This window comes from Achromobacter sp. B7 (genome assembly GCF_003600685.1).
Lineage (GTDB): Bacteria > Pseudomonadota > Gammaproteobacteria > Burkholderiales > Burkholderiaceae_B > Achromobacter > Achromobacter spanius_B.
In genome coordinates this window covers 492,672-508,457 of record NZ_CP032084.1, presented here as the reverse complement: position 1 = coordinate 508,457, position 15,786 = coordinate 492,672, and the positions used below count along the sequence as shown (strand labels likewise).

The window sequence follows — 15,786 nt, the reverse complement described above, 5'->3', positions numbered from 1 at the left end:
CCTGATAGCCGGGTGCCCCGCGTGGCGGGCCACGACAGCTCTCTCGTCATGAAGGAACCTGTCATGTCCCGCCGTGCGAATACCGAGCGCCAAATACTCCAAGCCCTTGAAGCCCAGATCCTGGAAACAGGCATGGGCGGAGTCGGCATCAACGCCATCGCCAAGCGCGCAGGCGTCAGCAAAGAACTCATCTACCGCTACTTTGACGGCATGTCGGGCCTGCTGCTGGCGTGGATGAAAGAACAAGATTTCTGGACACGCAACCCCGGCTTGTTGACCACGGAGGAATCCAGCCAGCGCACGCCGGCCGATCTGATTCTGACGATGCTGCGCGCGCAGATTGAAACGCTATCAGGCAATGAAACCTTGCGCGAGGTGCGGCGCTGGGAGCTGATCGAACAGAACGACGTCACCGCAACGCTTGCCGAACGCCGCGAAAATGCCGCGCGCGGATTCATCGAGCGCGTTGACGAACTTGCGCCTGACGTAGACGTGCCCGCCGTAGCGGGCGTGATACTGGCCGGGGCGGTCTACCTGACATTGCGCGCCAAAACCGCCACGCACTTTTTAGGCTTGCCGCTGCATGAGCCTGAAGGCTGGGCGCGCATCGACAAAGCGCTGGAATACCTGGTCGCGCACAGCTTTCCGGATGAGCTCAATGCCGAAGCGTTATCGACATTGGAAGCGCGCCGCCAAAGCAGCGCGGCGTCCGGCGAACCCGTCGTGTGAACGGCTGCGCGCTCAGTTCACGGGGGCCGTCGTCGAAGCGGGCGCTGGCGCCGCGTCGGCCTGCTGCACCGCCGGCAGGCCATCCCACCCCCCACCCAACGCCACAATCAAATTCACGCTGGCCACCAGGCGCGTGCCCAACAGGCTTAGCGCATTGCGCTCGCTGTTAAGCGCGGTGGCGTCCACCACCGCCACGCTCAGATAGTCCACCAGGCCGGCCTTGTACTGGTTCTGGATCAGGCGCAACGACTCGCGCGCGGACTCCAGCGCGCGGCGTTGCACGGTCTGTTCGTTTTCCATGACGCGCAGCTGGATCAGATAGTCCTCAACTTCGCGCAGGCCCACCAACGCCGCTTGGCGATAGGCCGCCGCTTGCGAGTCGTAGGCGGCGCGCGCCTGTTCGACTTGTGCGGCGCGCGCGCCGCCATCGAACAGGGTCAGCGCCAACGCCGGGCCCAACGACCAGAAGCGCGCGGGCGCCGTCAGCAGGTCGGCGAACTGGCCGTTGCGAAAGCCGCCGTCGGCCGACAGGATCAGCGAGGGGAACCACGCGGCCTCGGCCACGCCGATCTGCGCATTGGCCGCGGCCGCGCGACGTTCGGCGGCGGCGATGTCCGGCCGCCGCTCAAGCAGTTCGGACGGCAGCCCCACCGGAATCTGCGGCAGTTGCAAGGCAAATACCGCCGGCGGCAGGCTGAACTGCGACGGGGCCTGCCCCATCAACACGGCGATGGCGTGCTCGTACTGGCCGCGCTGCCAGTCCAGGTCAATCGACTGGGCGCGCGTGCTTTCCACCTGCGTGCGCGCCACGGCGATGTCGGCCTGCCCCGCCACGCCCACTTCATAGCGGTTTTGCGTCAGTTGCAGCGACTTTTCATACGCCGCCACGGTAGCGTCCAGCAAACGTTTCTGTTCGTCCAGCACGCGCAGTTGCAGATAGGTCTGCACCAGCGCCGCCTGCGCGCTCAGGCGCGTGGCGGCCAAGTCCGCCAGGCTGGCCGCCGCGCTGGCCTCGGACGATTCCGTGCTGCGGCGCACGCGTCCCCACACGTCCAGTTCCCAGCTGACGCTACCCGTCACGGAATACTGGTTCGACACATTGCTGCCATTGCCTGACGACGATGACGAGCCCGTGCCGACGCCCGCGCGCGACATGCCGGCGCTGGCGCCCACGGTGGGATAGAAGCCCGCGCGCGCGGCGCGCACCAGGCCCAGCGCCTGACGGTAGTTGGCCTCGGCCTGGGCAATGGTCTGGTTCGACGTGTTCAAGCGCTCGACCAGCGAATTCAACGTGTCGTCGCCATACACCTGCCACCACTTGCCACGGTCGGCCACGTCACGCGGTTCCGCCCGCTTCCAGCCGTCTACCTGCTCTTGCCCCTGCCCTTCCTTGTAGGACGCGCCCACATCCAGCGCGGGGCGTTGGTAATCAGGGCCGACCGCGCACGCGCCAAGCAGCGCGCACAGCGCCAGCGTGACGGCGCTGCGGGGTAGGAAGGATGCGGCAAACGGCTTGGGTCGGATCATGTAGGTTCTATGGAAGCAGGGGCGTCATTTCGCCGGGCGCGCCAGCGCGATGCCCACAGGCGAAAACGGTCCAGGTAAAGATAGACCACGGGGGTGGTGTACAGCGTCAGGATCTGGCTGAGGACCAGGCCGCCCACGATGGTGATGCCCAGCGGCTGGCGCATCTCGACGCCCGCGCCGGTTGCCAGCACCAGCGGCAGCGCGCCGAAGATGGCGGCCATGGTCGTCATCATGATGGGGCGAAAGCGCGTCACGCACGCCTGGAAGATCGCTTCACGCGGCGCCATGCCCTGCACGCGCTGCGCTTCCAGCGCAAAGTCCACCATCATGATGGCGTTCTTTTTCACGATGCCGATCAACAGGAACACGCCGATCAGCGCAATCAGCGTGAAGTCCTGCCGCACCAGCAACAGCGCCAGCAACGCGCCCAGCCCGGCGGACGGCAAGGTGGACAGGATCGTCAGCGGATGCACGAAGCTCTCGTACAAAATGCCCAGCACGATATACATCGTGACCAGCGCCGCCAGGATCAGCCACGGCTGCTGCGCCAGCGTTTGCTGCAAAGCGGCGGCGGTGCCCTGGAAGCCCGCCTGGATCTGGTCCGACGGCAAGCCGATGCGCGCCACGGCCGCATCGATGGCTGCGGTGGCCTGACCCAGCGACACGCCGGGCGCCAGGCTGAACGACACCGTGTCCGCCACGAACAAACCCTGGTGCTGCACGCTGAGTGGCGCGTTGCCGTTTTCCAGGCTTGCAAACGCCAGCAGCGGCACGCGCGCGCCGGTCGACGTGATGACTTCCACCTGCTTGAGGGATTCAATGTCTTCGGCAAACCTGGGCTCCAGCCCCAGCACCACGTGGTACTGGTTCAGCGGCCCGTACATCACCGACACCTGCCGCTGGCTGAACGAATTGTTCAGCACCGTGGATATCGTGGACATGCTGACGCCCAGCCGCGTTGCGGCCTCGCGGTCGATCACCAGGTTGATCTGGCGGCCCTTGTCCTCGACATCGGTATCCACGTCCGTGATTTCAGGAATCTTCGCCATCGCCTGCTGCACCTTGGGCATCCAGGTGCGCAGCAATTGCAGGTCGCCCGACATCAGCGTGTAGTCGTACGAGCCCTGGCTCTGACGCCCACCGATGCGGATGTCCTGCTGCGACACCAGGAACATGCGCGCGCCCGGCATGTTTTGCAGTTTGCCGCGCAGCCGGTTGATGACCACATCGGCCGACACCTTGCGCTCTTCCAGCGGCTTGAGCTGGATCTGCATGAAGCTGCTGTTGCTGCCGCCGCGCCCGCCGGCGTACCCCGTCATGCTTTGCACCGCCGGGTCCGCCAGCACCACCTTGCGCAGCGCGTCCAGCTTGGGAACGGTGGCCTGGAACGAGGTGCCCTGGTCGACCCGGAAAAAGCCCAGCAGCTGGCCCGTATCCTGTTGTGGGAAAAAGCCCTTGGGCACCGCCATGTACAGGTACACGTTCAGGCCCACGGCCACGGCCAGCGTCAGCATCATCAGGCGCCCATGCGCCAGCGCCCAACGCAGGCTGCGGCGATAGCCGTCCAGCATGGCTTCAAAGCCGCGTTCGGACCAGCGCGCGAGCCGTCCGGGCGGCTTGGCGTCCTTGGGCTCGGGACGCAACAGCCGCGCGCACATCATGGGCGTCAACGTCAACGACACCACCAGCGACACCATGATGGCGGCCGACAGCGTGACGGCGAATTCGCGGAACAGCCGCCCCACCACGCCGCCCATCAGCAGGATGGGGATGAACACCGCCACCAGCGACAGGCTCATGGACAGCACCGTGAAGCCCACTTCGCGCGACCCGCGCAGCGCCGCGCGCATGGGCGACATGCCGTTCTCGACATGCCGCATGATGTTTTCCAGCACCACGATGGCGTCGTCCACCACAAAGCCGGTAGCCACGATCAGCGCCATCAGCGAAATGGTGTTCAGCGTGAAGCCGCACATATACATGATGCAGAACGTGCCGATCAGCGATACCGGCACGGCCACGCTGGGGATGATGGCCGCGCGCCAGCGGCGCAGGAACAGCAGCACCACCAGCACCACCAAGCCCACGGCGATGATCAGCGTGAGTTCGGCTTCGTGCAGCGACGCGCGGATGCTGGGCGTGCGGTCTTGCGCGACCGTCATGTTCACGTCGGCCGGCATCAGCGCCTGCAACACGGGCAGCTGCGCGCGCACGGCGTTCACGGCTTCGATGATGTTGGCGTCGGCCTGCCGACGCACGATCATCAGGATGGCCTTGCGGTCGTTGTAGAAGCCGGTCTGATACAGGTCTTCGACGGAATCCTCGACCTTGGCCACATCCGACACGCGCACCGGCGCGCCGTCTTTCCAGGCCACGATCAGCGGCCGATATTGCTCGGCGCGGCTGAGCTGGTCGCTGACCATGATCTGCCAGTGGTAGCGGTCGTTTTCCAGCACGCCCTTGGGGCGGTTCGAGTTGGCGTTGGCCAGCGTGCTGCGCAGCTGGTCCAGCGACACGCCGCGATTGGCCAGCGCGCCGGGCAGCACCGTGACGCGCACGGCCGGCAGCGAACTGCCCCCCACGGTGACTTCGCCCACGCCGTCCACCTGCGCCAGCTTCTGCGCCACGATGGTGGAGGCGATGTCGTACAGCTGGCCCTGGCCCAGCGTGTCGGACGTCAGCGCCAAGGTCATGATGGGCGCGTCCGACGGGTTGGACTTGTGATACGTGGGATTGCTGCGCAAGCCGGAAGGCAGCAACGAACGCGCCGCGTTGATGGCGGCCTGCACGTCGCGCGCCGCGCCGTTGATATCGCGCGACAAATCAAATTGCAGCGTCACGCGGGTAGACCCCTGCGAGCTGCTCGACGTCATTTCAGTCACGCCCGCGATGCTGCCCAGCGACCGCTCAAGTGGCGTGGCCACGCTGGATGCCATGGTCTCGGGGCTGGCGCCGGGCAGGCTGGCCGACACCGAAATCGTGGGGATATCCACCTGCGGCAAGGGCGCCACCGGCAACAGGAAAAACGCCAGCAGCCCCGCCATCACAACCGCCACGCTAAGCAACGTGGTCGCTACCGGCCGGACGATGAAGGGCGCCGACATGATCATGACGCGTCCCCGGCGGCGGGCGCGCGCACGCCACGCCAGCGGCGCGACAGGCGGTCGAACATCAAATAGATGACGGGCGTGGTGAACAGCGTCAGCACCTGGCTGAGCAGCAGGCCGCCCACCATCACCAGGCCCAGCGGCTGGCGCAATTCCGCGCCGGTGCCCGAAGACAGCATCAGCGGCAAGGCGCCGAACAGGGCGGCAAGCGTGGTCATCAAGATGGGCCGGAAGCGCAGCAGCGCGGCTTCATGGATGGCGGCGCGCGGGCTCAGGCCGCGCTTACGCTCGGCGTCCAGCGCGAAGTCGATCATCATGATGGCGTTCTTTTTCACGATGCCGATGAGCAGGATGATGCCGATGATGCCGATCATGTCCAGCTCGGTGCCGCTGATCAACAGCGCCAGCAAGGCGCCCACGCCGGCGGACGGCAAGGTCGACAGGATGGTGATGGGATGGATGTAGCTTTCGTACAGCACGCCCAGCACGATGTACATGGTGACCACGGCGGCCAGGATCAGCCACAACGTGCTGGTCAGCGAATTCTGGAACGCCAGCGCGGCGCCCTGGAAGCGGGTCTCGACCCCGGCGGGCATGCCGATCTCGGCTTCGGCGGCGGTGATGGCTTCGACCGCGTTGGACAAGGACGCGCCCGGCGCCAGGTTGAACGACACCGTGACCATCGGGAACTGGTCCAGCCGGTTCACGGCAAGCACCGTACGCCCTTCGGTGATGTGCGCCACGGACGACAGCGGCACCTGCGTGCCCGCGGCCGTGGGCACATGGATCTGCCCCAGCGCGGACGGGTTCATCTGGAACTGTGGCTGCACTTCCAGCACCACGCGGTACTGGTTCGATTGCGTGAAGATCGTGGAGATCAGGCGCTGGCCGAAGGCGTCGTACAGCGCTTCGTCGATGACGGCGGCGGTAATGCCCAGGCGCGAGGCCGCATCGCGGTCGATCTCGACCCAGGTCTGCAAGCCGTCGTCCTGCAAGTCATCCGTTACGTCCTTCAGGCCCGGCACCTGGCGCAGCCGATCCACCAGCTTGGGCGTCCATTCGCTCAGCACCTTCAGGTCGGGGTTGGACAGCGTCATCTGATATTGCGTGCGGCTGACGCGGTCTTCGATGGTCAGGTCCTGCACGGGCTGCATGTAGACGGTCAGGCCGTCCTGCTTGCCCAGCGATTCCTGCAAGCGCGCCATCACCGTGCGCAAATCGCCGCTGCGCTCGGCTTGCGGCTTTAGGGAAATCTGCATGCGGCCGGCGCTAAGCGTGGCGTTGCTGCCGTCGACACCGATGAACGAGGACACGGCCTGCACGTCCGGATCTTGCAGCACCAGCCGCGCGGCGGCCTGCTGGCGTTCGGCCATGGCCGGAAACGAAATGGATTGCGGCGCCTGCGTGATGGCCTGGATCAGCCCGGTGTCCTGCTGCGGGAAAAAGCCCTTGGGCACCACCATGTACAGCACCACGGTCAGCGCGAACGTGCCCAGCGCCACCAGCAAGGTCAGCGGCTGATGGCGCAGCACCACTTGCAGCATCCGGTCATAGCCGGCGATGACGCGGTCAATGAAGTTGCCGGTGGCGGTGTGAAAACGCCCGTGCTTCTGTTCCGATTCCGCGCGCAGCAAGCGTGCGCACATCATCGGCGTCAGAGTCAGCGACACCACCAGTGAAATCAGGATGGACACCGCCAGCGTGATGGCGAATTCGCGGAACAGCCGGCCCACGACTTCGGTCATGAACAACAGCGGAATCAGCACGGCGATCAGCGAGAACGTCAGCGAGATCAGCGTGAACCCGATCTGCGAGGCCCCCTTGAGCGCCGCCTGCATCGGCGTTTCGCCTTCTTCGATGTGGCGCGCGATGTTCTCGATCATGACGATGGCGTCGTCCACCACGAAGCCGGTGGCGATCGTCAGCGCCATCAGCGTCAGGTTGTTGATGGAGAACCCGGCCAGGTACATGATGCCGAACGTGCCCACCAGCGACAGCGGCACCACGACGCTGGGGATCAGCGTGGCGGTCAGGCTGCGCAGGAACACGAAGGTCACCATCACCACCAGCCCCACGGCCAGCAGCATTTCAAACTTCACGTCTTCGACGGAATCGCGGATGGTCTGCGTGCGGTCGGACACCACGGTGACATCCAGCGTGGCCGGCAGCGCGGCGCGCAGCTGCGGCAACAGTGTCTGGATGCGGTTGACCACGTCGATCACATTGGCGCCGGGCTGGCGCTGGATGTTCAACAGGATGGCGGGCTTGTCGCCGGCCCATGCGGCCTGGCGCGTGTCTTCGGCGCCTTCGACCGCGCGCGCCACGTCGGACAGGCGCAGCGGCGCGTTGTTCTTGTAGGCGATGATCAGGTCGTTGTAGTCGGTGGGCGACTTCAGCTGGTCATTGGCGTTGATGGTGGTGGAACGCAGCGGGCCGTCCAGGTTGCCCTTGGGCTGATTGACGTTGGCGCCCACGATGGCGGTGCGCAGGTCGGACATGGCCAAGCCGTTGGCGGCCAGCGCCTGCGGGTTGACCTGCACGCGCACGGCCGGGCGCTGCCCGCCCGCCACGCTGACCAGGCCCACGCCGGGAATCTGCGACAGCTTCTGCGCCACCCGCGTGTCGACCAGGTCGCGCACCTGCGGCAAGGGCATGGTGGGCGATGTGATCGCCAGCGTCAGCACGGCGGCATCGGCGGGGTTGACCTTGTTGTACGTGGGTGGCACCGGCAGGTCGCTGGGCAGCAGGTTGGATGCCGCGTTGATGGCGGCCTGCACCTGCTGCTCGGCCACGTCCAGTGGCAAGGTCAGGTTGAACTGCATGGTGATGACCGACGCGCCGCCCGAACTGGTGGACGACATCTGGTTCAAGCCCGGCATCTGCCCAAACTGCCGTTCCAGCGGGGACGTGACCAGCGAGGTCATCACGTCGGGGCTGGCCCCGGGGTACAGCGTCACCACCTGGATCGTCGGGTAGTCCACCTCGGGCAGCGCCGACACGGGCAACATGCGGTAGGCGATGAAGCCGGCAATCAGGATGGCCACCATCGCCAGCGTGGTGGCGACGGGGCGCAGGATGAACAGACGCGACGGACTCACGATGCGCTCGGCTTATTTGGACGGCGGCGTGGTGCCGGCAGGGGCGCCCGCGCCCAGCGTCTTGTCGCGGGTGGCGGGAATGACTTCGGCGCCGCCCACGATTTCAACCTTGGCCCCGGCGCGCAGGCGGTCGGTGCCTTCGGTGACGACGCGGTCGCCCGGTTGCAGCCCTTCGTTCACGGCGACCATGCCGTTGTTGATGGCGCCCAGCTTGACCTGGCGCACGGCGATGGTGTTGTCCGGCTGCACCAGGAACACAAAGGCGCCGGCCGAGCCTTGCTGGATGGCGGCCGTGGGGACGGCGGTGACGTCCTTGCGCGTCAGCACGTGCAGGCGCACGTTGACGAACTGGTTCGGGAACAGCGCGTCGTCCGCGTTTTCAAACTTGGCCTTCAGTTTCAAGGTGCCGGTGGTGACGTCGATCTGGTTGTCCAGCGTTTCCAGCACGCCGGTGGCGATACGGCGCGTGTCGGCGCGGTCGTACGCGTCAACGGCCAAGGTTCGGCCGGCCGCGATTTCGCCACGCACTTCGGGCAGCTGGGTTTCCGGCAGCGTGAAGACGACGGAGATGGGCTGGGTCTGGGTAATGACAACCAGCCCATTGGTATCGGAGCTGGACACCAGATTGCCCCGGTCCACCTGGCGCAGGCCCAGCCGGCCGCTGATGGGCGCGGTGATGCGGGCGTAATCCAGCTGCAACTTGGCGTTGTCCACGTTGGCCTGGTCGCTTTTGACGGTGCCTTCGTATTGGCGCACCAGCGCGGCCTGGGTGTCGACCTGCTGCTTGGCGATGGAGTCCTGCTTGAACAGGGCTTGATAGCGTTGCAGGTCGCGCCGCGCGTTTTCAAGCTGGGCCAGATTCTGCATCTGCGTGCCGCGCGCCTGGTCCAGCGCCACCTGGAAGGCGCGCGGGTCGACTTGCGCCAGCACATCGCCGGCCTTCACTTGCTGGCCTTCCTGGAATTTCACGTCGACCAGTTCGCCGCTGACGCGGCTGCGCACCGTGACCGTGTTGTACGCGGTGACGGTGCCCAGGGACTTCAGATAGATGTCGATGTCCTGCTTGGTGGCGGTGGCGATGCGCACCGGGACGGGCAGATTGGCCATCGCGGCCGCGGGGGGCCGGCCGCCGCCCGGGCCTCGCGCGCCGGCCGGACCGCCCTGCTTGGCAGAGGGCCGCAGCACCAGCCAGGCAATACCGGCAACCACCAGCAGCAACACGACCAAGCCGCCAATGCGGCGGCGGGTCCAGCGGGACGGTGGGGAAACAGGACGACTTTCGGACATGGAAACGGTTCCGGCACTAATGCAGAAAGCCGTATTGTCTACTAGTCGGGTTCCGTTTCGCGCATCGCGGGCGCCAGTTGAAACTGGCCGCAACAAGAATCAGCCTTGCGGCGGCCGTGGGCGGGCAAGGCAGCAGCCTACGAGCTGCACAACGTCATCTGGAAGGCGACGTCGCGGGCCACCTGCTGGGGCTTGAATTCGCCGTCTTGCGTGGAAAAACGTATCCAGATCATGTACTTATTGGCGCTGATCTCGGGGAATACGCCTTGCTCGGGGTCGACCCACACGCGCAGCAGATGAAACTGCTTGCCGCCCAGCATCTGCTGGTAGGCGCCCTGCTCGGCCACGATGTCGGTCTTGCGGCCGGACTCGCGCAGCAGCCGCAACGCCATCGTCAGCCCGTCGTACAGGGCAAGAAACGGTGAGATCCAGGCCTGAAGGTCCGCAAGGCGGGCGGCTTCGGATTTGTTCTGCCAGGCAAAGTACGACGGCATGTCGACCTGCGTGGCGCTGCCCGGCACGGACAAGCGACCGCGCAGGCTGGTCAACCATTCGTTTTCGCGCAGCGACTGGCCGGTCTTGCCGGGCGCGGCCAATGCCGTGGCCACTTTTTCCAGTTCGCGCAACATGGCTTCCAGCGCATCCTGCGCCACGCCGGGGTGATCGCGCAGACCCACCAGCGCCATGCGCTGGCGTTCAAGGTCTTGCAGCACGGCGCCTTTCACGTCCGTGCGTTCGCAGGCGTCAAGCAAATCGAAAAGAGAAGTAACGGCAACCTGATGTTGGCGTGAATCCCCTGCCTGAGCAAAGAAGAACAACCTGTCGAACAGGTATTCCAATCGCAGGTAGGCGCGGATGCGCTCATTGAAGGGGTATTCGTAAACAATCACGCTTTTTTACAGGCCCATCAGTGGTCAGCCAGCCGGCCGGGATGTGGAAGGGTGCCGGCCCGCTTGCGCTTACCGGCCCTGGGTGGTCGCCAGCGCAAGCCAGCGGTCATGCAAGGTCTTTGCCTGCGCGCGCAATTGCTCGGGTGTTGTGGCGCCGTCGTTGATGATGACGTCGTCAGCGGACTCCAGGCGGACTTGCCGCGCAGCCTGTGCCGCCATAATACGCCTGATGGCGGGCTCCGTCAGCCCGCTGCGAGCCTGCACGCGAGCCACCTGTGTGTCGGGGTCGCAGTCCACCACGCAGATGCGGTCAACGCGCCCGCGCCACCGCTGTAAGGACTCCACCAAAAGCGGCACCACAAAGACCAGATACGATCCGGTCGCGGCCGCCGCCTGGCGCCGTGTTTCTTCGGAGATGATGGGATGCAGCACGGCTTCAAGCCGCTGCCGCACGGCGGGGTCGGCGAAGGCGCGCTCGCGCATCCAGTCGCGGTTCAGCGCACCGTCCGGGGTCAACGCATCGGCGCCGAACTCGGTCGCGATGGCGGGCATGGCCGCGCCATTCGCGGCGGTCAGCGCGCGCGCGATTTCATCGGTGTCGACCAGCGTTGCGCCCCAGTCCGCCAGCATGTCGGCCACGCGGGACTTGCCCGACCCGATGCCGCCCGTCAGCCCAATCTTGAACATGATGCCTATCCTTTCCCGCCGGCTCACGCCTGGCGCATCAACAACCACAAGCCCTCGTCGCCACCCAACAGCAACATCACGATACCGGCCAATGCCAGGTAGGGTCCGAAAGGCAGCGGCTGCCCCCGGCCCGCGCGACCGCTGAGCGTGAGCGCGCCGCCGATCAACACGCCCACCAACGAGGCCGCCAGCAACAGCATCGGCAGCGACTCGGCGCCAAACCAGGCGCCCAGCGCGGCCAGCAATTTGAAGTCGCCATAGCCCATGCCTTCGCGCCCGGTCAGCAGCCGGAACAGATGGAAGATAACCCACAGGAACACATAGCCGGCCACCGCGCCGATCACCGCCAGCGGCAAGGTGGTGAAGGTGCCGAACAGGTTGACGAGCAGGCCGGCCCAGACCAGCGGCTGCGTCAGCACATCAGGCAGCAGCGTGGTTTCAAAATCGATCCAGCCCAAGGCGATCAGCATGGCCGACAAGCCCATGGCGCACAAGGCGACGGGCGTGGCGCCGTAGCGCCAGGCGCAGGCGGCGAACACCAGGCAGGTCAGCAATTCAATGGCGGGGTAGCGCCACGCAATCACGGCATCGCACGCGGCGCAGCGGCCCCGCAGCAAGAGCCAGCCCAACACCGGCAGCCGCCGCCAGCCACGCACCGGCGCGTTGCAGGCAGGGCAATGCGATGCCGGATGGAACAGACCGTCGGGGCTGTCGGGTCGCGCCCGGCCCACCGCGTCCAGGCATTGCGCCTGCCATTCGCGTTCCATCATGCGAGGCAGCCGATAGGTCAGCACGGTCAGCCAATTGCCGACGAACAAGCCCGCCAACGCGGCCAGCGCAATGAAGGCGCCCAAGGGAATATCGAAAGCGTGTCGCAGCACGTTCATGCCCGCCCGCGACGAAGGCGCGCGCCAGACCCAGCGCCAGATCCCGCGACCCGTCCGTCGGCCAAAAGGCCGACAGCAAAACGGCGGCCGTGTCGTTTATTGTGCATAAAGTGCTGACTACACCCAAGAGTGGCTAAGGGAACGTATCGAATCTTCGCATAAGTGCGTAAAATCGGAGACAGACTCAATTCACGGATAAGCTGCCATGACCGCCCGCGTCGACATCGTTACCCGATCCCGCAAACTCAGCGTCATGGGGCTGCTGCTGGCCGGTACCGCACTAGGTGCGGCAGGCTGCGCCCAGCAAAAAACCGAAGGCTATTACGACCCCCCGGCTGAAAGCACGGTGACCGATGCCCAGTACCAGGGTTCGGGCGCCGGCTACCGCAGCGTCATCCGCGCGCCGTCGCAAGTGCAAATCGCCCTGAAGCCCGACGCTCGCAAACCCCAGAACCAAGCCGCGCAAGCCGCTGCCGGTGGCCAGACCACGGAAGACGGCCAGCCCGTTCCGGAAGGCGCCGACAACAGCGCCGCCGTTGCCGCTTCCACGCCCGCCCCGGCTGCCCCGCCCAATGCCGCGGCCCACAGCCTGGTGCCACAGCCGCAGACCTACATGGGCACGTTGCCGTGTTTCTCGCCCGCCATGCAATGCACGGCGCAGCGCGTGACGTTGACCCTGGCGCCCAACGGCCGTTGGCGTGGCCGCACGGCCTACCTGGAAAACGACCCGAACAAGGGCCCCGCCGTAACCGAACAGGGTTGCTGGGACGCCACCGACGAACGCCCGCCGCGCGTCATCATGATGGACGGCAACGGTAACGTCCGCGCCGAGTTCGTGGTGGCCGCCAACAACGTGCTGCGCGTGCGTTCGATCGCCGGCCAAACGCCCAACTTGAACTACAACCTGACCCGCCAGCCGGATCTGGACCCGATCGACGAGTTGGCCAAGGCCGCGGCGCCCAAGTGCCCGTAACGCCGGCATAACGCAACAACCCGATCCCGCCGGGCCCGCCGAACACCTTGTTCGCGGGCCCGGCGTTTTTTTGGGCCCCGCGCCGGCTAATCATGAGTGTCCGCAGGGTCGTCCGTGGGGTCATCCGTGGGGTCATCCGTCGGGTCGTCCGTCGGGTCATCCGCTGCTGCGGGATCGACTCCATATCCCAGCGGCGGTTCGTGCAGCGTCGTGCTGGACGCCATAGGGGGGAACATGGCGGCGGAATAAATCCCGGGGATGATCGGCTGCGAGACGATGGGCAAATTTGCGTCGGCGGGCAGCGTGGGAGAGCCAGTCATCGGCCTGCCTCCAGCCATACCCAGCGCGGGCCGTGAACCCGTGGCCGCGCCCCGCTCAGCACCCCGCTCAGCACCCACCCCGGCACCCCGCTCAGCAGCCACCGCCGCATCCACTGCCGCGGCTTCGAGAATGGGCGACGCCCCGGAACGGCCGTGCGCGCACAGGCGGCAGGCCAGCTCCATGGCGTTGCGGGTATGTAGTTTGGCGAAGATGCGGGCGCGATGGGCTTCCGCCGTGCGCAGCGAAATACCCAGGTCGATGGCGATCACTTTGTTCGGCCTGCCGGCCGCCACATAGTCGACGATCTGCCTTTCGCGGGGCGTCAAGGCGACAAGCGCTGCATCAAGGTCGGGACGGGGAACACGCATGGGGCGACTCGTTTTTGCAATGTAGGATTACAAGAAGTCTGCCCTCCCCCTAATAACGGCGAAAGCTAGCAATTCTGTCAGGGGTCGGGATGCCGCAATCTGCGGCCCCTACCCTGTTCATGCGGGATCAGGCCGTGTAGGCCAATTCCAGGTTGTCGATCAGACGCGTCGCGCCCAGCTTCGCGGCGGCCAGCACCACGACCGGCTCGCCGGCCTGCAAGTCGGCAGCCTCGGGGCGCTTCAGATCGCGCTGGCGGCGCAGGGCCACGTAATCGACCTTCCAGCCGCGCCGGGTCAGCTCGTCAATGGCGTCGCGCTCCAGGGCTTCGGCATTGCGCTCGCCCTGCGTCAGACGCTGGCCGATCTTCTGCAAGCCCGCATACAGCGCGGGCGCTTCGGCGCGTTCTTCCGGAGTCAGGTAGCGGTTGCGCGAGGACAGCGCCAGGCCGTCATCCGCGCGCACCGTTTCATGGGCAAGCACCTCGACCGGCAGCTGAAACTGGCGGCACATATTGCGCACGACCATCAGCTGTTGGTAGTCCTTCTTGCCGAAGACGGCCACGCGCGGCTGCACGCACGAGAACAGCTTGAGCACCACCGTGCTGACGCCCTCGAAGAAGCCCGGACGGAACTCGCCTTCCAGGATGTCGCCCAGATCGTCCGGCGGCTGCACACGGTAGTTCTGCGGCTCGGGATACATCTCGCGCTCATTCGGCGCGAACAGCACGTAGACGTCGCGCGCCTGCTCCAGCTTTTCAATATCAGCCGCCAGCGTGCGCGGGTATTGGTCGAAGTCCTCGTTCGGACCGAATTGCAGCCGGTTCACGAAGATGCTGGCGACGACGGGGTCGCCATGCTGGCGCGCCAGCTTCATCAGCGACAGGTGGCCTTCGTGCAGATTGCCCATCGTGGGCACGAACGACACGCGGTTCTGGCCGCGCAGGTGATCGCGCAATTCCTGGATGGTGTGTACGACTTTCAAGGGAACTCTCCGGGGTTGGGGGCAGCCCGGTCAGGATCAGGCCGCGACCGCCGCCACGCTGGTGTAAGCCAGGCGGACATAGATGGGCGCATAAGGCTCGGCCTGCGTGATTTCCAGCAGGGATTCGCGAGCCAGTTCCAGCATGGCGATGAAATGCACGACGACGACAGCCGCCGGCGCGCCTTCGCGGACGCGCTCCATGAACAGGTCGCCAAATTCCATGAAGCGCACATCGTTCAGGCGCCGCAGGATATGCGTCATGTGGTCGCGCACCGACAGCTGTTCACGCGTGATGTGGTGGTGCTGGTTCAGCTTGGCCCGCTTCATGATGTCGGCCCAGGCCAGGCGCAGATCGTCCACGCTGACCTCGGGCATCATGCGTTCAACGCTAAGGTCGGCCACGGCCTGGCTGCTGACAAAATCGCGGCCCAGTTGCGGCAGCTTGTCCAGCTTTTGCGCGGCCAGCTTCATCTGCTCGTATTCAAGCAGGCGACGCACGAGTTCGGCGCGCGGGTCTTCGGGCTCTTCGCCGGTGTCGGTCTTCTTGACCGGCAGCAGCATGCGCGACTTGATCTCGATCAGCATGGCCGCCATCAGCAGATATTCGGCGGCCAGCTCTAGATTGGTGATGCGGATCTGGTCCACATAAGACAGGTACTGCCGCGTGACATCCGCCATCGGGATGTCCAGAACGTTGAAGTTCTGCTTGCGGATCAGGTACAGCAACAGGTCCAGCGGCCCTTCGAACGCCTCAAGAAACACCTCCAGCGCGTCCGGCGGAATGTACAGATCCGTCGGCATCTGGAACAGCGGCTCGCCGTACAGGCGCGCGAACGCCACGCTGTCGACGGTGTCTGGCGTGCTGTCCACAGGCGGTTCCACTAGCTTGGCCAGTGCCTCGCCAGGGACTGAAGGGTTACGGGACATGTC

General features: G+C 65.8%; 12 protein-coding genes. 2 read left to right on the top strand and 10 right to left on the bottom strand.

Annotation, left to right across the window (positions count from 1 at the left end; genetic code table 11):
- The first annotated feature begins 63 nt into the window (after positions 1–63).
- Complete coding sequence (locus DVB37_RS02310) at positions 64–729, top strand: TetR/AcrR family transcriptional regulator (RefSeq protein ID WP_120153681.1); 666 nt, start codon at positions 64–66, stop codon at positions 727–729.
- 12 nt (positions 730–741) lie between these two features.
- Here the strand turns inward: DVB37_RS02310 and DVB37_RS02305 are convergent, their stop codons facing one another.
- The 7 genes from DVB37_RS02305 to DVB37_RS02275 form a co-directional block, all read right to left on the bottom strand.
- Entirely contained in the window at positions 742–2,256 is a 1,515-nt protein-coding gene (locus DVB37_RS02305) for an efflux transporter outer membrane subunit (RefSeq protein WP_120153679.1), read from the bottom strand.
- A complete protein-coding gene (locus DVB37_RS02300) occupies positions 2,253–5,366 on the bottom strand; it encodes a multidrug efflux RND transporter permease subunit (protein ID WP_046807384.1) in 3,114 nt (1,037 codons plus the stop codon). Before DVB37_RS02300 ends, DVB37_RS02305 begins: the two co-directional genes overlap by 4 nt.
- Entirely contained in the window at positions 5,363–8,461 is a 3,099-nt protein-coding gene (locus DVB37_RS02295) for an MdtB/MuxB family multidrug efflux RND transporter permease subunit (protein ID WP_046807383.1), read from the bottom strand. The genes DVB37_RS02300 and DVB37_RS02295 overlap by 4 nt, the downstream gene beginning before the upstream one ends.
- A gap of 12 nt (positions 8,462–8,473) precedes the next feature.
- Entirely contained in the window at positions 8,474–9,748 is a 1,275-nt protein-coding gene (locus DVB37_RS02290) for an MdtA/MuxA family multidrug efflux RND transporter periplasmic adaptor subunit (RefSeq protein ID WP_120153677.1), read from the bottom strand.
- Between the two features lie 137 nt (positions 9,749–9,885).
- Positions 9,886–10,638 (bottom strand): cell division protein ZapD, encoded by a 753-nt coding sequence (zapD, locus tag DVB37_RS02285; RefSeq protein ID WP_046807381.1) that lies wholly within the window; start codon positions 10,636–10,638, stop codon positions 9,886–9,888.
- Positions 10,639–10,707: 69 nt separating this feature from the next.
- Positions 10,708–11,325, bottom strand: coding sequence for a dephospho-CoA kinase (coaE, locus tag DVB37_RS02280; protein WP_120153674.1), 618 nt, complete (start codon positions 11,323–11,325; stop codon positions 10,708–10,710).
- Between the two features lie 23 nt (positions 11,326–11,348).
- The gene (locus DVB37_RS02275) at positions 11,349–12,212 is read right to left on the bottom strand and encodes an A24 family peptidase (protein WP_120153672.1); all 864 of its coding nucleotides are present in this window, start codon (positions 12,210–12,212) and stop codon (positions 11,349–11,351) included.
- Positions 12,213–12,417: 205 nt separating this feature from the next.
- On the opposite strand from DVB37_RS02275, the gene DVB37_RS02270 reads away from it, so the two are divergent.
- Positions 12,418–13,185 (top strand): copper resistance protein NlpE N-terminal domain-containing protein, encoded by a 768-nt coding sequence (locus DVB37_RS02270; protein ID WP_046807378.1) that lies wholly within the window; start codon positions 12,418–12,420, stop codon positions 13,183–13,185.
- A gap of 86 nt (positions 13,186–13,271) precedes the next feature.
- Here the strand turns inward: DVB37_RS02270 and DVB37_RS28870 are convergent, their stop codons facing one another.
- The 3 genes from DVB37_RS28870 to DVB37_RS02255 all read right to left on the bottom strand — a co-directional run bounded on the left by DVB37_RS28870 (position 13,272) and on the right by DVB37_RS02255 (position 15,783).
- Positions 13,272–13,874 carry a response regulator transcription factor gene (locus DVB37_RS28870; protein ID WP_305782015.1) on the bottom strand — a complete coding sequence of 201 codons (603 nt, stop codon included), beginning with the start codon at positions 13,872–13,874 and terminating at the stop codon, positions 13,272–13,274.
- Between the two features lie 127 nt (positions 13,875–14,001).
- A complete protein-coding gene (panC, locus tag DVB37_RS02260; RefSeq protein WP_046807377.1) occupies positions 14,002–14,856 on the bottom strand; it encodes a pantoate--beta-alanine ligase in 855 nt (284 codons plus the stop codon).
- A 36-nt stretch (positions 14,857–14,892) separates the two neighbouring features.
- Positions 14,893–15,783: a ScpA family protein gene (locus DVB37_RS02255; protein ID WP_046807376.1), complete on the bottom strand. Its 891-nt coding sequence runs from the start codon at positions 15,781–15,783 to the stop codon at positions 14,893–14,895.
- Between the last annotated feature and the right edge of the window lie 3 nt (positions 15,784–15,786).

What these genes read in the sequence shown, in the direction of transcription:
- DVB37_RS02310 (WP_120153681.1), top strand. Translation starts at nt 64, where the DNA reads ATGTCCCGCCGTGCGAATACCGAGCGCCAAATACTCCAAGCCCTTGAA.
- DVB37_RS02305 (WP_120153679.1), bottom strand. Translation starts at nt 2,256, where the DNA reads ATGATCCGACCCAAGCCGTTTGCCGCATCCTTCCTACCCCGCAGCGCC.
- DVB37_RS02300 (WP_046807384.1), bottom strand. Translation starts at nt 5,366, where the DNA reads ATGATCATGTCGGCGCCCTTCATCGTCCGGCCGGTAGCGACCACGTTG.
- DVB37_RS02290 (WP_120153677.1), bottom strand. Translation starts at nt 9,748, where the DNA reads ATGTCCGAAAGTCGTCCTGTTTCCCCACCGTCCCGCTGGACCCGCCGC.
- coaE (WP_120153674.1), bottom strand. Translation starts at nt 11,325, where the DNA reads ATGTTCAAGATTGGGCTGACGGGCGGCATCGGGTCGGGCAAGTCCCGC.
- DVB37_RS02275 (WP_120153672.1), bottom strand. Translation starts at nt 12,212, where the DNA reads ATGAACGTGCTGCGACACGCTTTCGATATTCCCTTGGGCGCCTTCATT.
- DVB37_RS02270 (WP_046807378.1), top strand. Translation starts at nt 12,418, where the DNA reads ATGACCGCCCGCGTCGACATCGTTACCCGATCCCGCAAACTCAGCGTC.
- DVB37_RS28870 (WP_305782015.1), bottom strand. Translation starts at nt 13,874, where the DNA reads ATGCGTGTTCCCCGTCCCGACCTTGATGCAGCGCTTGTCGCCTTGACG.
- DVB37_RS02255 (WP_046807376.1), bottom strand. Translation starts at nt 15,783, where the DNA reads ATGTCCCGTAACCCTTCAGTCCCTGGCGAGGCACTGGCCAAGCTAGTG.